This window comes from Streptomyces sp. MZ04 (assembly GCF_004684775.1).
GTDB lineage: Bacteria > Actinomycetota > Actinomycetes > Streptomycetales > Streptomycetaceae > Streptomyces.
In genome coordinates, this window is sequence record NZ_SRIC01000022.1 from 1 (window position 1) to 15426 (window position 15426).

At 67.4% G+C, this 15426-nt stretch carries 27 protein-coding genes and 1 pseudogene; 12 read left to right on the plus strand and 16 right to left on the minus strand.

All coding sequences use genetic code 11. From position 1 onward, the window contains the following. Positions 1–199 precede the first annotated feature (199 nt). Positions 200–541 (minus strand): annotated as a pseudogene (locus tag E2651_RS07660) (chitinase); the annotation flags it as partial. A gap of 537 nt (positions 542–1078) precedes the next feature. Between E2651_RS07660 and E2651_RS07665 the strand changes: the two are divergent. After that, complete coding sequence (locus E2651_RS07665) at positions 1079–1693, plus strand: GntR family transcriptional regulator (protein ID WP_135330264.1); 615 nt, start codon at positions 1079–1081, stop codon at positions 1691–1693. A 227-nt stretch (positions 1694–1920) separates the two neighbouring features. On the opposite strand, the gene E2651_RS43805 is transcribed toward E2651_RS07665, so the two are convergent. From E2651_RS43805 to E2651_RS07675, 3 genes are all read right to left on the minus strand, one after another. Beyond that, positions 1921–2091: a hypothetical protein gene (locus tag E2651_RS43805; protein WP_167828725.1), complete on the minus strand. Its 171-nt coding sequence runs from the start codon at positions 2089–2091 to the stop codon at positions 1921–1923. Further along, on the minus strand, positions 2088–2501 hold the full coding sequence (locus E2651_RS07670) for a hypothetical protein (RefSeq protein ID WP_245238641.1): 414 nt from the start codon (positions 2499–2501) through the stop codon (positions 2088–2090). Before E2651_RS07670 ends, E2651_RS43805 begins: the two co-directional genes overlap by 4 nt. 71 nt (positions 2502–2572) lie before the next feature. Further along, on the minus strand, positions 2573–3784 hold the full coding sequence (locus E2651_RS07675; protein WP_135330265.1) for a helix-turn-helix transcriptional regulator: 1212 nt from the start codon (positions 3782–3784) through the stop codon (positions 2573–2575). 123 nt (positions 3785–3907) lie between these two features. Here E2651_RS07675 and E2651_RS07680 point away from each other — a divergent pair, with 123 nt between their 5' ends. The 3 genes from E2651_RS07680 (at position 3908) to E2651_RS07690 (ending at position 5067) form a co-directional block, all read left to right on the plus strand. Further along, on the plus strand, positions 3908–4585 hold the full coding sequence (locus tag E2651_RS07680) for an HAD family hydrolase (protein WP_135330266.1): 678 nt from the start codon (positions 3908–3910) through the stop codon (positions 4583–4585). 113 nt (positions 4586–4698) lie between these two features. Continuing rightward, positions 4699–4848 (plus strand): hypothetical protein, encoded by a 150-nt coding sequence (locus E2651_RS07685; protein WP_348541611.1) that lies wholly within the window; start codon positions 4699–4701, stop codon positions 4846–4848. Positions 4849–4857: 9 nt separating this feature from the next. Further along, positions 4858–5067, plus strand: a complete 210-nt coding sequence (locus E2651_RS07690; protein ID WP_135330268.1) for a hypothetical protein — start codon at positions 4858–4860, stop codon at positions 5065–5067. A 1-nt stretch (position 5068) separates the two neighbouring features. On the opposite strand, the gene E2651_RS43810 is transcribed toward E2651_RS07690, so the two are convergent. Continuing rightward, positions 5069–5227 carry a hypothetical protein gene (locus E2651_RS43810; protein ID WP_167828726.1) on the minus strand — a complete coding sequence of 53 codons (159 nt, stop codon included), beginning with the start codon at positions 5225–5227 and terminating at the stop codon, positions 5069–5071. A gap of 287 nt (positions 5228–5514) precedes the next feature. On the opposite strand from E2651_RS43810, the gene E2651_RS07695 reads away from it, so the two are divergent. Both E2651_RS07695 and E2651_RS07700 read left to right on the plus strand, forming a co-directional pair. Next, the gene (locus tag E2651_RS07695; RefSeq protein WP_135330269.1) at positions 5515–5856 is read left to right on the plus strand and encodes a DUF6233 domain-containing protein; all 342 of its coding nucleotides are present in this window, start codon (positions 5515–5517) and stop codon (positions 5854–5856) included. Positions 5857–5879: 23 nt separating this feature from the next. Then, the gene (locus E2651_RS07700; protein ID WP_135330270.1) at positions 5880–6089 is read left to right on the plus strand and encodes a hypothetical protein; all 210 of its coding nucleotides are present in this window, start codon (positions 5880–5882) and stop codon (positions 6087–6089) included. 341 nt (positions 6090–6430) lie between these two features. Here the strand turns inward: E2651_RS07700 and E2651_RS07705 are convergent, their stop codons facing one another. From E2651_RS07705 to E2651_RS07720, 4 genes are all read right to left on the minus strand, one after another. Further along, entirely contained in the window at positions 6431–6781 is a 351-nt protein-coding gene (locus E2651_RS07705; RefSeq protein ID WP_135330271.1) for a hypothetical protein, read from the minus strand. Next, positions 6778–7434: a recombinase family protein gene (locus tag E2651_RS07710; protein ID WP_135330272.1), complete on the minus strand. Its 657-nt coding sequence runs from the start codon at positions 7432–7434 to the stop codon at positions 6778–6780. The genes E2651_RS07705 and E2651_RS07710 overlap by 4 nt, the downstream gene beginning before the upstream one ends. Before the next feature lie 146 nt (positions 7435–7580). After that, positions 7581–9008 (minus strand): DNA methylase, encoded by a 1428-nt coding sequence (locus E2651_RS07715; RefSeq protein WP_209446088.1) that lies wholly within the window; start codon positions 9006–9008, stop codon positions 7581–7583. A 66-nt stretch (positions 9009–9074) separates the two neighbouring features. Next, a complete protein-coding gene (locus tag E2651_RS07720) occupies positions 9075–9281 on the minus strand; it encodes a hypothetical protein (RefSeq protein ID WP_135330273.1) in 207 nt (68 codons plus the stop codon). A 154-nt stretch (positions 9282–9435) separates the two neighbouring features. Here E2651_RS07720 and E2651_RS07725 point away from each other — a divergent pair, with 154 nt between their 5' ends. From E2651_RS07725 to E2651_RS07750, 6 genes are all read left to right on the plus strand, one after another. Further along, complete coding sequence (locus E2651_RS07725; RefSeq protein WP_135330274.1) at positions 9436–9735, plus strand: sigma-70 family RNA polymerase sigma factor; 300 nt, start codon at positions 9436–9438, stop codon at positions 9733–9735. A gap of 160 nt (positions 9736–9895) precedes the next feature. Further along, entirely contained in the window at positions 9896–10195 is a 300-nt protein-coding gene (locus tag E2651_RS07730) for a hypothetical protein (RefSeq protein ID WP_135330275.1), read from the plus strand. Continuing rightward, positions 10192–10491 (plus strand): hypothetical protein, encoded by a 300-nt coding sequence (locus tag E2651_RS07735; RefSeq protein WP_245238643.1) that lies wholly within the window; start codon positions 10192–10194, stop codon positions 10489–10491. The genes E2651_RS07730 and E2651_RS07735 overlap by 4 nt, the downstream gene beginning before the upstream one ends. After that, positions 10488–10700, plus strand: coding sequence for a hypothetical protein (locus E2651_RS07740; RefSeq protein ID WP_135330276.1), 213 nt, complete (start codon positions 10488–10490; stop codon positions 10698–10700). Before E2651_RS07735 ends, E2651_RS07740 begins: the two co-directional genes overlap by 4 nt. A gap of 9 nt (positions 10701–10709) precedes the next feature. Then, entirely contained in the window at positions 10710–10892 is a 183-nt protein-coding gene (locus tag E2651_RS07745) for a hypothetical protein (RefSeq protein WP_135330277.1), read from the plus strand. A 140-nt stretch (positions 10893–11032) separates the two neighbouring features. Continuing rightward, positions 11033–11659 (plus strand): hypothetical protein, encoded by a 627-nt coding sequence (locus tag E2651_RS07750; RefSeq protein ID WP_135330278.1) that lies wholly within the window; start codon positions 11033–11035, stop codon positions 11657–11659. A gap of 36 nt (positions 11660–11695) precedes the next feature. On the opposite strand, the gene E2651_RS07755 is transcribed toward E2651_RS07750, so the two are convergent. The 7 genes from E2651_RS07755 to E2651_RS07780 form a co-directional block, all read right to left on the minus strand. Beyond that, on the minus strand, positions 11696–11890 hold the full coding sequence (locus E2651_RS07755) for a hypothetical protein (RefSeq protein ID WP_135330279.1): 195 nt from the start codon (positions 11888–11890) through the stop codon (positions 11696–11698). 542 nt (positions 11891–12432) lie between these two features. Next, the gene (locus E2651_RS43815; RefSeq protein ID WP_167828727.1) at positions 12433–12588 is read right to left on the minus strand and encodes a hypothetical protein; all 156 of its coding nucleotides are present in this window, start codon (positions 12586–12588) and stop codon (positions 12433–12435) included. 9 nt (positions 12589–12597) lie between these two features. Beyond that, complete coding sequence (locus tag E2651_RS07760) at positions 12598–13233, minus strand: collagen-like protein (protein ID WP_135330280.1); 636 nt, start codon at positions 13231–13233, stop codon at positions 12598–12600. Further along, on the minus strand, positions 13230–13580 hold the full coding sequence (locus E2651_RS07765) for a hypothetical protein (protein WP_135330281.1): 351 nt from the start codon (positions 13578–13580) through the stop codon (positions 13230–13232). The genes E2651_RS07760 and E2651_RS07765 overlap by 4 nt, the downstream gene beginning before the upstream one ends. A gap of 13 nt (positions 13581–13593) precedes the next feature. Further along, the gene (locus E2651_RS07770) at positions 13594–13938 is read right to left on the minus strand and encodes a hypothetical protein (RefSeq protein ID WP_135330282.1); all 345 of its coding nucleotides are present in this window, start codon (positions 13936–13938) and stop codon (positions 13594–13596) included. 5 nt (positions 13939–13943) lie between these two features. Beyond that, positions 13944–14957 carry an N-acetylmuramoyl-L-alanine amidase gene (locus E2651_RS07775; protein ID WP_135330283.1) on the minus strand — a complete coding sequence of 338 codons (1014 nt, stop codon included), beginning with the start codon at positions 14955–14957 and terminating at the stop codon, positions 13944–13946. Between the two features lie 15 nt (positions 14958–14972). Continuing rightward, on the minus strand, positions 14973–15401 hold the full coding sequence (locus E2651_RS07780; protein ID WP_135330284.1) for a hypothetical protein: 429 nt from the start codon (positions 15399–15401) through the stop codon (positions 14973–14975). Between the last annotated feature and the right edge of the window lie 25 nt (positions 15402–15426).

The window sequence follows — 15426 nt, forward strand, 5'->3', positions numbered from 1 at the left end:
GCCCACCCCGACTTCCCTGACGCTGCGTCACCCACCTCCAGCGCCGATCCAGCAACCGTATAGATGACCAGCGATGACGACAGCTGACGAACCGCGAGACCATACAGCGCGGATCCAGCAACCGTCGTGGGACGGATGCGTCCACCACTCGGGACGCACCCTTCTGACCTGCAAGTTTGCCAGTGTCACAACGTCGATGCTATGGAAGCCCCTTCACATTGTCCCCGAACGTCCACCCCTTGGATCCGTCCCAGTTGATGGACCACGTCATGAGGCCCTTCAGCGCGCCGTTGTAGTGGTTCCACGCCTGGGCCACCAGGTTCGGGGCCATGTAGCCGCCGCCTGCGCCCGGTTGGGCGGGCAGACCCGGGACCTGTTTGTCGTAGGGGACCTTGATCGTGGTGCCCTGGACGACGAGGCCCTTGTTCAGGCAGTCCGTCTGGGCGGTGAAGCCTTCGACGGTTCCGGCGGAGTAGGAGTCGCCTGAGCAGCCGTACATGCTGCCGTTGTAGTACTGCATGTTCAGCCACCAGAGGCGGCCTGGTTGTTTCCGTAGAACTTGCTGGTGAGGGCCGTTTCGGGCTTCGCGAGTTACTGCCTGGTTGGTCGTGGTTGAGCTCTGGTTAGGCGAGTTGGGTTCCCACTTGTTTCCCAGTGCTGACCGCAGCGGAACCCGAAAGCCGCAGCGGCAGGTACGGGAAGAGCGATAGGAACGAACACCGGAGCCGGATCCCCGTGCACCCTTGGAGGCGATGAGGGGGTCCGGCTCCGGCTTCCATGGCCAACGAGGGACCTCCGTCTACGGCACGGCGATTAGGTCACTCGTTCGGGTGGATACCTGGCATGTGTTGCTGGGTATACCGGGAGCCGCCACCGAGCCCGCTATAGGGGTACGACGGGCCGGTGGCGGCCCCTTCGGGGCGGCGGGCCCTGAAGTTCCGCCGCCCCAAAGCTCTCTTTTCAGTTGCTCCTGGCATACGCCAGGCCGTTCGCCCTGCCTGGTTGTAACCAGCCAGGGCCCGCGTTCGTAGCTTCAGACCTCACGTCATGATCAAAGTGATCGAGGCCAGGGGTCCGTATGCCAGTCGCGCGCTACCGCCGTATCGCCGACGACATCCGCCGACGCATCGCCAACGGCGAGTGGCGTCCCGGCGATCCGCTCCCCTCGCGCCGCGTCATGGCCGGCGAGTACGGCGTGCACCACGAGACCATCAACCTGGCCTACACGCTTCTGCGGCGAACCGGCGCTCTCGAGGGCGAGGAGCGGAAACAGGTCGTTGTCGCGCATCCTCCTACTGTGCGCACCCTCACCGATGTCGACGCCGTCTGGCCGTTCGCCAGCGAGACCACCGATACCCGCCCGCGCCCCGCCACCGAAGAGCTCGCCGAGCGGCTTGGCGTCCGCATGCGGACGGTGCTGCAGCACGAGACCGTGGAGTGCCTGGATCCGGGTGGCCGCTCGGCGATGCTCGTGACCAGTTGGTGGCGTGGCCGGCGGCAGGCTCATGCGTCGTTCACCGCCGAGCTCAGCACTGCCCCGCTGGACGTTGATCAGGCTCACGCGTTGGGGTTGCTGGTGGACACGCCCGCGTTCTGCGTGATGCGAACCCGGCTCGATATCCATGGCACCCCTATCGAAACTGCGGATCTGATCCTGCCGATGGACAGGTGGCGGATCCGGCTGAGTGGCTGACCGGTCGCCGCACGGGGTCTGGGTGCGGCGGCCGGAAGCTGACGCGTGATTGACCATTGAAATGCATATATCTGCGGTGGGGAAGAGTGCCGCACGCATATGTCCCTGCATTCCGTTCGCACCCCGTGTGAACCGATCACGCCACGTCATACCAGGGGTAACGATTCACTGGTTGGGTGCGGAACGTTCACACCGCATCCGCGCTCTGTGGCGCCGCGGGGTGACCGTCAGCCCTGCGGCTGCGCCCGCCGTGCCAGGTTCGGCCACCGTGTCTTGGTGTAGGCGTGGTAGTGGTCGTCCTTGTGGTCCTGCCCGAGGGTGCAGTGCAGGACGTCTCCGGGTTTCTCGTCCCAGCACAGGCCGCGAATCTTTGTCTGCGCGTACTTGGGTGCGTTCACGTGAAGTGCTCCATCCTCGGGTTCCACGAAGGCCGCGACCCGGTGACGCGCTCGAGGGCGGCCCGCACCGTGGCCGTGTCGGTGTGGAGGCGGCCGTCGGCGGGCGATGTCAGCCAGTACGGGCCGGGTGGCATGACCCGGCTCTCCGGCGGGAGTGTCACGTGGTTGGTGACGCTCAGCGCCGTGGACTGTGCGACGTTCCAGCCGTCCGTGGTGCCGGGCCGGACGAAGAAGTACACGGCGGGAGCAGCCGCGCTGGGGTCGACGACGACCGCGCCAGGTTCTGCTATCCGGTCGAGGGCTTGCAGGCCGAAGGACCGGACGACTTTGATGGCGTCCCAGTCGACTCCGGCGGCCACGATCCGGGTTCCTGCCGGCCCTGGCACGTAGGGGGCATTTCCGCTGGTCATGCGCAGAAGCTAGTGGCGGGGCGCCCGCGCTACCCGAACTGGCGGTTCGGGGTGCCTGCGAGTTCGGGTTGTCAGAGCAGGCCGAGGCGTTGGGCGAGTCCGACGGCTTGTGCGCGGTAGGTGGGGCGTACCCGCCGCAGGAGCCCTTCGACCAGCTCGACGGCCAGAGGGCTGCGGGCCAGGTCTTCGGGCGCCAATTCCTCCAGGCCGAGGAGGTGGACGAGGACCGCGGCGTCTTCGCGGCGCAGGTCGTACAGGCGGGTGACCTCGAGGCCGAACGTGAACTGCCGTTCACGGGACGGCATTCGGCTGACGTCGATCTTGTCTGCGACGTGGAGACCCTCGGAGGCCTCCCCGGCGAGCATCTCGATGCTGACCGCGTGGAGGCGGACGTTGGTCGGGCCGAACACCGTGTGCTGCGCGTTGCCCTCACCGCTCCGTTTGGCGAGCGGCACGGCACGCCCCTCCAACCGGGCGCGGGCGTCCCACCAGCGTCTCGTGCGGGCCTCCGCCACCACTGCCACCAGCTCCAGCGCGCCAGCGACCGCGTCCTTCTCATGCCCGGCGGGCGCCTGTTGGAGGTCTTCGACGGCGAGGACGGCAACCTCACGAGCGTGGGCCACAGCTCCGGCGTCGTTGTGGGAGAGCAGGACATGGCCCAGGTTCCACTGCGCTGCCGCGATACGGATGGGATCGTCGGCATCTTCCGCTGCGCGCATGGCCCGGTCGGCGACCATCAGGGACAGATCCAGGCGTCCGGTGCGGCGGCAGTAGGAGCGCAGCAACCCGTACAGGTCGGCGGCGCAGCGTGATACTTCACGGCGGGCCTGCTGGTCGCTGCCGGTTCGGTGGACTTTGCCTGCGTGTTCGACGTCGGCGATGAGGGTTGGCAGAAGTGCCTCGGCTTCGGTGAAGCGGGTCTGGGACGTCTGCCAGATCCGCCAGGCGTTCTCGACGCGGTCGCGGAGGTCGCCGGCTGTGGCCGCGGGTTCGCTGCGCGGGGTGCTGCATCCCATGAGGGCGTGGGCGACGCTGGGCGCGGCGGTGATGGCGGGGACCGCGTCGGGCACCGAGTCGTCGCTGAGCAACATCGCAATGGTGACGCCGAGTTCGGCGGCCAGACGCCCCAGCAGGTCGGGGGATGGGCTCTTCCTGCCGTTCTCGATGAGGGACAGGTAGCGCTCGGTGATGCCGCAGAGTCCGGCGATGGCGACCTGGCTGCGGCCTGCCTGCTCGCGGTGGTAACGGATGCGGACGCCGACCGGGAGACGTGGTGTGCTCATGCCTGCCACCTCCCCGTTTGTGTCGACTGGTGGGGCTCAGCGTATGGCTGAGCATTCCCTTGTGGGACGGTGATTCCACGGATGGGTGACGGGTTGTTACGGCTGGGCGGGAGAGGGTGCGTTATGGCGCAGCTGGTGTTGTGGGACATCGACCACACGTTGATCTCGACGCGCGGCGTGGGCCGCGAACTGTCGGCGGCGGCGTTCGAGAGCACGCTGGGCCAGCCGATGAGAGAGCAGGCGAAGATCGACGGAATCACGGAGCCGGTCATCTTCCGTGAGACGGCGAAGCTGCACGGGCTGACCACGACCCGCGGCGACTTCGAACGGTTCGCCGCGGCGCTGGCTGAGGAGCATCTGCGCAGCGTCGGAGAGCTGCGGGAGCGCGGGCACGCCCTCCCGGGTGCCGCATCCGTCCTCGACGCCCTGGATGCGGCGGGGGTTCGACAGGCCGTGGTATCCGGCAACATCCGGGCGGTCTCGGAGATCAAGCTGGGAGTCTTCGGGCTGGACACGCACATCGAGTGGGAGGCCGGCGCCTACGGGGAGGACGACGACCTGCGTCCCGCCCTGGTCCGGCTGGCGCTCGAGCGCGCAGCGGTACCAGCCTGCGAAGCGGTGCTGATTGGGGACACTCCTGCCGATGTGGAGGGCGGGCACGAGAACGGGGTGCGGGTCATCGCCGTCGCCACCGGCAAGAGCGACGAGGCAGTACTGCGGGAGGCTGGCGCGGAAGTCGTGCTGTCGGATCTGCGAGACACGGACCTGCTGGTGAAGCTTGTCCGCGGGGATGGCGGGTAGCCGTGATCGTCATATGCCGATGTCGCCGCTTCCTGGGTTCTGTCGGACCCGGCGCCTAGACTTGCTGCATGATCCCCTTTCCCCCGTCGCCTGGTTCCGCACGGTCTGCGGCCGTGGTGAACTCTGAGATCAGGGAGCTGTGGCCGCATCCCGCGGTGCGCCTGTCGTCGGAGGATCGGGCCCGGTACGAGGAACTCGTGGCCGAGTGGGCGGCCGCCTCCCGCGCAGAGTCACTGCGTGGAGAGATCGTGGAGGCGGCGTAACATCCCTGCGTGGCTATCGAACTCCCTGACGACCTGATCGTGCTGGAACGTTCCGCCTGGGAGGCAATCCAGGCGGGGACGCTGACCGTGGACACTGCGCTCGCGGTACAGGAGCGGATCCGGGAGTACGCCGCAGAGTCCGGGAAGTCACGGCTCGCTGTCGAGACCGAGCTGAAGAAGCGCGTGCGGCACCCGGAGTCTATGAGCGACGCGGCCTGAGCTACGGCCGCCACCTGTAGGCGAACCAGTCGTAGACGGATGCGGGCCAGCGCAGCCACAGCGGCGCGTCAGGATCGAGGACGTAGAGCGCGGCAACACCGGCGTATCCGTAGCTCAGCAAGATCAGAACGAGCAGCAGCCAGTCCACGGCGCCCTCCATGATGCGAGCGCCCCGCCGGGCATCACTCCGGCGGGGCGGCAGCGCTGCAGCCACAGCGCGGATGTGATGGCAGCAACGGTAGCGGTAGCCACTGACAACGCGGCCGGGGTCAGCTCGCGAGCTGGAGCACGGCAACGATCACGAGTACCGCGACTGCCGCCAGGGCGCCCTGCGCGACGGACTGCCGCCAGGCCGGGCTTGCGATCCAGGAGCGGACGACGTGCATGGCGCCTCCTCGGTAGGGCCTCAGGATGGCAGACAGCTCCGACGCGGGTAGAGTCGAACGCATGTCCGATAGCCCGCGCCCGTCCCGCATGGAGAAGCTCCGCATCGTCCGCGGCTTTCTCGCCCACCAGCTCGACCAAGTCGACCGCTGGATCGCCGAAGAGCAGCAGCGGCAGCAGGAGAAGGCGCGCGGCGAGGAAGCCCGGCCACCGGCCCCGGACTGGTTGATCGAGCAGGGCCTCGACGGGCGCGCCGCGGTGTACGTGCACGTCGGCGGCTGCCACATGGCGGGCAAACGGTCCCGCGGCGTCGACCGGGACCAGGCGCGCCAAGCCCTGTACGAGCTGCAGGTCGACGCGTGCCCGCACTGCCGTCCCGACACCGAGCTCGGCGTGCTGGAGTGAGCGACCCGTCGCACCCTGAAAGCATGAGCGCCCCGATAGTCGTGCACCAGCCGTCCCCCACCGGCGGCCGGCGAGTCACCGTGCGCGGGGAGATCCTCGGCCTCGCACACTCGGACGCGGACGTGTTCGAGTTCCTGCGGCGGGCCGGACTCCCGGAGGCCGAGGGACTGCTCGATGACCCGGCTTGGGTGACGTGGCGGGGCGGGCGGGCGCACCACTACGAAGCGGCGTGAGCGGGAGATGCACGAGCGCCCGCCTCCGACGAGGGGGCAGGCGCAAGGCGAACGTCTCCGGGGGCCTCTGCCCCGCCGATAGGGCGGGAGGGATGCGGTTGCCCGCGCCCGGCTGATCCCGGCAGACGGTGGTCCTGGCGGGCTGTGAGCTTCCACTCCGCGCTTACGCCTCTGACCTAGTGGGAGACCAAGACCCTGACCAACATGGCATGAGGGGCTGACAGGCGGTACGAGATTCACCTACCGTGGCCGCACCTACTTGGGGAGGCGCCGTGAGCGACACGTGGTGGGGCTAGCCCCCCAGCCGCTCAGCCGAGGGCACGCCACTGCAAAGCGGCGTATTACGGATCTTGCAATCCGCGATCGCGCGCTTCTCCCTCCCCTATGCGCTGCCTGTATTCCAGCAGGAGATGGCGATCTTCGAGGGTCAGGTTCGCAGCTAGCTGGTTGATCTCGTTTGAAACAGCGGCGCAAGCGACTCGACCGGCGGGCCAATCGCGTCGGCCCACGGCCGCGTACAGGTGGCGCCAACTCTGGTCGAGCGGCTTCCGGGCAGCCAGCTGCTTCTTTGAGAACTTGCGCGTCTTCTTCGGAGACTTGCGCTTCTTCGAGCCGCCAGGTGTGGCGCGGGCCTTCTTGAAGGTGGGGCCGCCTGCCGTGAGGCGTATGCGTGGGCTTGCGCGATGCGTCATGGCCTGGCTCCTGTCAGCGCTCCTTCGCGAGTCGCGACATCGTGATCCCGCAGAGCCTGCGAGATGGCGCCGGTGCTGGGACTCTTCCCCTTGTTCTTCCCCTCGGCGATACGGAGGTGCGGCTGGATCTGGCGGATGCTGAACCCCTTCCCTCGCAGCGCCAGAGCCTGGATCACCATGGTCTCCGTCATCACCGGCCGACGGCCGAGCTGCTTGCCCGACTTGCGGGCAGCCTCGAGGCCGTTCTTCGTCTTGCGGCTGATGTCCTTGCGGCGCTCCTCAGCGAGCAGCATCGCGAGCTTGAGCATCATGTCCGCCTGTGGATCGTGCTTGGGATGCTCCTCGGGGTAGTGGTCGCCCGCGCCGATGCCCTTGAGGACCCGGAGCGGGATCCCCTGGGTGCCGAGGTGCCCCATGAGGAGCAGTCCGTCGAGAAGGTTGCGGCCGAGGCGGTCGACCTCCTGTACGCAGAGCATGTCGCCGTGCCGCATCCAGTCGAGGGCCTTCGCAAGTTCGGGGCGCTTCTCGTGACTGATCTTGCCGCTGATCTTTTCCTCGAAAATGCGGATGCATCCAACCGCTTCGAGGTCGATCCGCTGGCGCAGCGTGTTCTGCTCGTCGGTGCTAACGCGGCCGTACCCAATGAGGTCCAATACCCCTCCGTGTTCAGAAAGTTGGTAGAGAACAGTTTCTGAACACGATTGCAGATGAACGGGAAGATGAACAGAGGAACCCTGAACTCCGCCCTCTCCGAGGGGGTCCCGTTCAGAATCAGCAGCGGACCGTTTGATGAAGGGAGTCAGGCAGCCTCGCCGACTTCGGCTGCGAACAGGGACAACTGCTCGACGATGCGCGCCTCCGGAGCGGGCGGGACAGTGTCCTCTGCGGCAGCACAGGTGGTGTCGGCGCTCGCCGCAAGGCGCTGGAAGGCGAGCCTCTCGCGCACCCCACGCTCAATATCCGACCACACGACGCCGCGTGACGGATCGGCCGGCGTGGAGGGTTCGCCGCGGTTTCCCAGCACGGCGGAGACCTTGTCACCGACGGGCGCCTGGTTGCGATGCACGAGGATCACGGTCGGCGTGCCGTGTCCGGGAATGTAGGCGCCGGACGTGTCGATGACCCACCGCAGATCCTGCCGGGCCAAGTACTTCTCAACGAACGGCTTGCCGAACTCCCGCTTCATGAACGAGTTCGCGGTCAGCTGCGCGCACCATCCGCCCGGAACGAGGAGCTCGGTCATCAACTGATGGAAGGGCAGGCTGAGCGCGTACTTGCCGTGGCACACGAGCGAGTAGGCGGCACGGACCGCGTCCCGTTGCTCGGGCGACTTTGGCGTGATGTACGGCGGGTTCCCCAACACGGCGTGGTATCGGCCGCGCTCCAGGAGCGGCTCGGCGCGGTCCAGCAGGGCGTCAGCAGCGGCCACATTGACGGGCCAGTCGGCGGGCATCCGTTCCGGCATCTCCGGGTGGTTCTTCCGGTTCACCCGCAGGAAAAGCGTCACGTGAGCGACAATGCGCAGCCTGGCGATCAGGACGGCGTAGGGGTCGAGGTCGACACCGCACACAACATGCAGGGCCTGCTCAAGGCGGGCGGCCGAGGCTGCGACGAAACTGTGCGGTGGCCCCCAGAACTGCGCCGCACCCAGCGCCTCGTACAGGATGTGGCCGGTACCGCACGACGGGTCGATCATCCGGAAGTCGTCCATGGTGCCGTGCGCTTCCGCTGCGGGCCGGAACGCCATCTCCAGCAGCAGGTTGGTGACGAAGCGCGGGGTCTGCGCGAGCGCCCGGTGTTTGCGGGACTCCTCTGAGAGGGCCTGGTAGGCGTTGCCGAGCAGGTAGCCGTGCGGTCGACAGTCCGGGTCCTTGACGTATCCGGCCGCCCACAGGTCGCGTATCGCTGCCGCGTTCTCGTCGTCGATCGGCTGCCGCCACAGGGCGTTCACGGCGGGGTCGGTGAAGCCGGCGAGCGCGGGATGCAGATCGGCCAGCCGCTTCAGTCCGTCGCAGATGCCCGCCGCCGTGCCGGACGGGCGCGCACCGGGCGCCAGGTGTAGCGCGTCCGCCCACCACAAGACGGCGCCGGTGTGCACCCAGGCGACTGCGGCCTGGTGGCCGATCTCGCGTGCGAGCCGGTCGACGATACGGCCGGCCTCACGGTCTGCGGCCTTCGGGAATCCGGCATGGCCATGCTGGGCGGGGGTGCCGTCGAGCAGTCCCACGATCTGCCTTCCTGATTGAGTCGAGAGCGAGGGGAGGCCCGGCCCCGGAGGGCCGGGCCGGGCGGGTCAGCAGACCTCCCAGTCGTCACGCTCCGGCCACAGCTGCGCGGGGCGCTCCCGGCCCGGCTGCTCGACCTCGATGAACATGATCGAGTTGTTGAGGTTGCGGCTGATGCCGGTGACGCGGCCGACGACCGGCACGTCCCGGTAGTCGAAGCCGCTGACCAGGCAGCCGACGAAGGTGCTGTTCTGGGTGGTGGAGGTGGTGGCCATGAGGCCCTCCTCTGGAGTGGGTTGATGTAGCTGAGTTCCGCTGCTCCGAGGTGACCTGTGGCCTCCTCCATAGCTTCAATTTAGTGGGTACCCATCAATTGCGTCAAGTGGGTACCCACTATTCATTTTGAGGGGTACCCACTAGGGTTCCCGCATGGAGACTCCGCCCGAACCATTCACCAGCCTCGCCAAGCTCACCGAAGGCGCAGAGAGCATCGAGCAAGCCAAGGCGCTCACCGAGGCGCTGAACGCCGTACCCGATCTCCAGCGTTGGCTCCGCGAGGAGCGTCAGCGCATCGTGCGGACGCTGCATGAGCGGGACGGGGTGAGCTACACCGAGATGGCGCCACAGCTTGGGGTCAAGCCGGAGCGAGTGTCAGGCATTGCCCGCGGCCATAGCCGCTCTCCGCGCCGCGGGACCGAGGGCGGGGGCGCCCCCGCGACCACTCCATAAATTCGGACAACCACCCCAAACGGCGCTCGCGATAGGGCATGTTATCGAGAGTGCTTCATGGTCAACTCGCAGCGCTTAACAAGACGTTATGCGCTCCCCCCCTCTAAACGGTCTTGACGTGAACCCTTGACCTCAAGTCTTGACTTGCTACCTTGAGTTCATGACGAACACTCAAACCGAGACCAGGCTCCAAGAACGCATCTACGACTCCCTGGTCGCCTTCAACAAGACCGCCCACACGCCCGAGTTGCGCCTCGCCCAGATGCGCCAGCACCTCGCCGAACACCTCACCCGCGATCTGCTCTCCTACTGCCGCGCCGAGAACCTCCGCGAGGCGATTGAGGCCGCGCGTACCGAGTACCTGACCGGCAGCACCGGCACGGCCGAGGACACCGCCTACAACGATGGCGTCGCCGACGCCATCGCCGCGATCGGTGCGCTGCTGGAGGGTGGCAAGTGAGCAAGCCTCGCCTCCTCCCGACTGGCAACTGCTGGTGTGGCTGCGGCCGGGAGGTCGGTCTCGGGAAGTTCTTCGCCCAAGGCCACGACAAGGTGGCGGAGGCTGCACTCGTGGCCGTCCGCTACGAAGCGTCCGTGCCACGCCTGCTCGCCGAGCACGAGTTCGGCCCGGACAACTCGGTAACCGGCGCGGCCGTCGCGGAAGGGCGCTGGGAGCGCTGCGACCGCTGTGGCTATACGGGTGCCCCCGCCAGCATGCGCAACCACGAGAAGAAGCCCCACAAGGAGACCGAATGATCGTCGTCACCCCGCCCAGCCCGCGCGCTCTCGCAGGATCCACGGCCCCGCTCATCAAAGCCCTCCAGGACTACGCCGAGCAGCGACCCGGCGGAGACGGAGGCGCCATGCTCGAAGTGCGCGACGAGCACAACCAGCGCGCCATCAGCATCATCTGCGACGCGGCCGAGATGAACGAACTCGCCGCCCGACTCACCGACGAGAAGTGAGGAGCGCAGGTGACCGAGGTGCACATCCCGGCTGACGATCTCCGTATCGGGGACGTCATCGTCCATGGCGGCGGCGAGACCACGGTGCGCGACCTGGACCGCAGCAAGTCGCCGACCATCGTCACCAACCCCGGCCAGCCCGACGAGATCAGCGGCTATCTGTGGCAGCACGTGGCCGTTCGCCGCGCCTGACACAGAACAACGGCGCCCCGGCTGAGGAAAGCAGCCGGGGCGCCGTCATGCCCGCACCCTACCGGGGGGGCACCGCTCCCTCTCCCCCGCTGGTCGCTTCTGCCCTACGGTGTCCCTCTGGCTCAACCCTGGGGGGACATATGCGAGTTCGCACCATCTCGGCGTCGGCCGTCCTGCTCCTTGCCGCCCTCACGGGGTGTGGCGACAGCGGCAGCGGCGACGAGCCCGCAGCGAAGCAGCCCACGAAGACGGCTGTGTCGAAGGAGCCGAACGACGGAGACGGCGGCGGTGTCGAGAAGGCGCTGAAGCTCGGCGAACCCGCGCAGACCATCGGCGACGGAGGAACCGGCGTCCTGCAGATCACCCCGGACACCGTCGTGTACGTGAAAGAGAGCAGCGGGGAGAAGGCCGCGAACGGGACCTTCGCCGTCATCACGATGCAGGTGAAGGCGATGACCGGGGCGCCAGCCGCACAGACTGCGCCGATCACGGGTGACGGTTGGAAGTGGATCGCCCCGGACGGTGAAGCGATCGGCTTCGACAGCGGCAACTCCACGATGATCAGCCTGGGCAAGTACAGCAGCGGCGGCGCAGTACAGCCCGGCACCTACGAATGGGATTCGCAGGTCTTCGACCTGACTGCGGCGCAGGCGAAGGGCGGCACGCTCCTCTACACCGACGGCGACGGAACCGCCTATCGGTGGAAGATGCCAGCCGCAGGCTCGGGGCCGCACGTCGCCGAGGTGAAGAAGCAGTTGGCGGAGTAGACGCAGAAGAGCCCGAGGCGGCACTGTTCATCTACGTCAGGACTTTCCCTTCTCGATCTGATCCACTCGGGAAGGGCTGGTCCCGATCAGCTCGCCGATCTCCCGTCGCACCAGCGTTTTCCGCAGCGTCAGGACGTCGGCCTGCCTGGTGCGCTTCATCTGAGGGCCCTTGTCCTGCATCACGGCGAGGATTTCGGTGATCGCGCGGGCGCGGTCTGCGGGATCTTGCATGGACAGAGCTTGCTCGACAGCGGCTCGGACGCGGCTTCCTGGAGTGTCATCCATGAGTGGATTATAGGACCCTCTAAAGAATCTTGACCAGACCCCTAGACGTGGACATTAGAGGGCCCTATAAATGAAGTAGAGCAGAACAAGAGAACAGCACAAGGGGCCCCACGAGGAGATCACGACCGGTTCGAATCCGGCGCGGGGCGCGTGGATCTGCAGCACGGGTACCGCGTCAGATGAGGGGCACCTCAAGCTGATCGGTCAGACAGAGAAGCCCGGCAGCACAAGGCCAGTACCGGGGGCACCTGGTGCAGGCTGCAAAGCACAACGGCATCCCGGGGGCACTCGGGATGCCGTTGTCAGCTACCCGGAAGACAGGGGCCGTCATGGACAACATCGTTTTCGAGTCGGTCCGCTGGATCTGGGCACACTGGGCCGTATTCGCCGCAGCGGCCATCGCCATATCCAGCATTGCAACATCCGTCAAAGAAGCGTGACGTGACGAAACGCCCCGCTCCTGCCATGAGGCAGGAGCGGGGCGTTGGTCATTCTGCGGGGTCAGCGGGCGGCATGTCCGGCTCGAGGAACAGTCTCTCGTAGATGGGCTGTGGCGGCGCCTCGGCCAAGCCGAGCTGCACGAGGGATGGGATGTCGCCTGCCGAGTCGTCGACGCGGCGGGCCATGGGGCGCGGGTCGGGCATCGGCTCTCCTCAGTACTGGCGGCGTTGCGGATCCAGCGCGGCGGCCTGCGGTCCGTTGCCCGGCGGGTCAGGGTCCGGAGCCCCGTCACGGCGGCATACGAGCGCATCCGGGTCGTCGGCCGGGGGCTGGAGCGAGTAACCGTCGGGGCAGGTCTGTCCGTCGCGGCCGTCTGCCCCGTTCTCTCCTGCGGGTCCCGGCTCGCCCTGCGGGCCGGCAGGGCCCGGTTCCCCCTGTGGGCCGGGCGGGCCTGCAACACCGTCCGGACCTGCGGCTCCGGTTGGTCCGGTCTCCCCCACGCCGTCGCTGCCTTCGTCGCCGGTCTCGCCATCGTCGCCTTTCCTGCCAGGCGCCCCTGACGGGCCGGGCTCGCCTGAATCTCCCTTGTCGCCCTTGGGGCCGCGGGGTCCGGTGATGGATTCGCCGCGGCTGCCCGGCGGCCCGGCCACGGGTTTCCCGCCGAGGCCTTGCACCTGGCGGGCCAGGGCGTCGCGCGCGTCGTTGGCCGTCCGCAGATCGCCTGAGAGTGCGACCACCTGGACGGCGAGCCAGCCGAGGAACACTGCGACCAGGACGAGGGTGAACCCGACAAGCCATTCGGCGGGCGGCAGGCGGAGCGGGCGGCGCATTTTGCGGGCGGCGCTCATTTTGACACCACCGCCCACACTGCGATCGCCGCCGACATGATGGCCAGCAGCACGGGAATCACTGCCTGATAGAGGCGACGCTGCCGCTCGTCCTCCCTGCGTTTGGCCTCGTCACGCTGATGTTGCTCGAGGTCGTCCTCGAGTTTCGCGTTCTCGACGCGGGCCTGTTGTACGTCGCTTTGGAGGCGGGCGAGCGCCTCGGCCGTGTACCGGTTGTGCGTGTCGTACACGTTCTGCTGCACGAACTCGCCGAGCCGCACGTTGAGGGTGTCCATGCGGCGGTGCATCTCACCCTGCAACGAGCTGATGAGCCGCCCGAGTTCGCCGTTGGACGGTTCATCGGCCATGTGCGTCCCCGGGTCAGACGGCCGTCGGTTTGGCGGGCGAATTCGGGGACACCTGGCTGCGGGTCAGCAGGCCGAGTACCGCGAGGACAACGGCGTTCAGTGCGCCGACGGTTTCGGCGGAGACGCTGAATCCGTAGGCGGCGAGGAGCGCGACGACTGCGGCAACGAGGCCGGTGAACGCGGAAGGGGCGATCGGGCGGGTGATGGCCGCCGTCGCCGCGGCGAACACCGCAGAGATGACGGCGACGATCGCGCCCGCCTGCTCGGCGCTGAGGCCGAAGTTGAAGCTGACCAGAAGCGACAGGCCTGCGCTGACGGTGGCGATAAGAAGGGCAGGCTCCCTGCCGAAGGTCTTCATGGTGCCTACTTCCAGTAGAGGCCGCGCAGGCGGCTGGTTGAGATGGTGATGGACGTCCGGTCGGTCGGGTCGACAGGCCAGTAGGCGAGTTCGAAGCGGAGCTTTTCGGTGGCCTTGATGGAGCCGGCGTTGTGGAAGTCGGCGAACGTCGACCCTTCGCTGCCCTGCCGCTCGGTGATGCCGCCGGTCCAGCGGGTGCCGTCGGTGCGGTGGTGGTAGAAGCGGCCTTGCAGTGTCGAGCCCTCCGGAGCGCTGGTGGTGATCTGCGCCATCGCCTGGTAGGCGGCGGCTCCGGTCAGCAGGTCGATTCCTTCGATGGACAGGGTCGTCCATTTGCCGGGGACGATGGTGCGGTCGGTCTCGTCGTACTGGCCGAGTGTGTGTGGCACGTCGTCCTCCGTGGGTGGTTCGGTGCCGGGGCTCCATCGGGCGGGGTGGGTGAGGCGGGCTGCGACGTCGTTGCGGAACTTGTCCATGTCGAAGCTGGGGTCGATCTTCCGGCGGGTGCCTTCCTTATGGCCGATCACCGAATGCTCTGACCAGCCGTGCGCCCGGCAGATTGCCGCAGCCCACCGAACGGCCTGGTCGTACTGCACATTTGGGTAGGGGTCGCAGCCGTTGCCGAGGTTCTCGATCTCGATGCCGTAGTAGTGCTGGTTGCCGTCGATCAGTTCGGCGGCGTCCGGCTGCGGGTGCGTCGACGCCTCATTGACGACCGCCCGGTGCGCGTTGGCCGCGAACATTCCGCCATGGTTCACGCGCCCATGCCCGACCATTGTCGCGACACCCGACTTGCTCAGGTGGGTGTGGCACAGCGGGCCCGGCAGCCCGGACAAGCCGTTGATGCAGATGTTCAGACTGTTCGATCCGGCTGTGTGGTGGATGACGATGCCGTTCACCGGGCCCCACGGGCCCTTGTGGTTACGGTTATGGACCCGCCACCCGGAGCTCTCAACGACACGGACACCCTCGGCTCGGAGCTCGGCCAGAAGGGTGTCGGCTGACAGTGGTGCAGCCATTTCCGCGTCCTTTCTCTAGTAGTCCCAGGTGGTGGCGACGAATTGGGCGTGGCCGACGGCTGCTGGTTCGTGGTGGTCGTGCCATACCTGGACGCCGACGGGGACGCCGGACTCGCCGAAGAACGTCCACACGTTGGTGTCCCAGTCGCGGCCGGGGGTGTCGAGCTGGTCTTCGGCGCCGGTGTCGTCGGGTTCACCGAGTGGGTCGCGGACGAAGCGGGCCATGAACTGGCGGACCCGGAGATCGCCGTCTGGGATGGTGAGCGGCTCCCAGCGGATGTTGCGGCCCCAGATGAAGTCCCCGTCAAACGGCGGCATGATCAGCGCGGGCGGGCGGTACATGTGCCGGTCGTTGCGGATCGCGTGGTCGAACGTGAGCAGCGTCCACGAGCTCGGCGGGATGATCTGCGGGGTGTCGCGGTAGAGCTTGCACTGGGTGGCCATGCGGCCTCCGAACATGAAAAGAGCC